This window comes from Ochrobactrum sp. SFR4 (assembly GCF_019730395.1).
Taxonomy (GTDB): Bacteria; Pseudomonadota; Alphaproteobacteria; order Rhizobiales; family Rhizobiaceae; genus Pseudochrobactrum.
The window spans coordinates 1-277 of record NZ_JAAPBB010000725.1 but is presented as its reverse complement, the minus strand read 5'-3'; the positions used below and the strand labels follow the sequence as shown (position 1 = coordinate 277).

General features: G+C 53.1%; 1 pseudogene. It reads left to right on the top strand.

The window, feature by feature from the left end:
* Positions 1 to 277 (top strand): annotated as a pseudogene (locus tag HBA93_RS20975) (3-hydroxyacyl-CoA dehydrogenase); the annotation flags it as partial.

Genomic DNA, 277 nt, shown 5'->3' with positions numbered 1-277 from the left:
CGAGCAAACCGCAGCAAAAATTCTGAGCAAAGCACGTGGTCGTGTTGCACCATCAGAAGCACTGCGTCTGGTTTCGCTCTCTGCAACATTGCCAGCACAACAAGCTTTGGCGGAGGAACGGGCAACCTTTCTGCACTTGCGCGAAAGTGATGAAGCCCGTGCTTTGCGTTATGTGTTTTTTGCTGAGCGCGATGCCGGAAAACAGAGTGCTGACAGCACAGTTGCAACTCGCAAAGTGACAACCATTGGCATAGCAGGCACCGGCCTGATGGGTTCA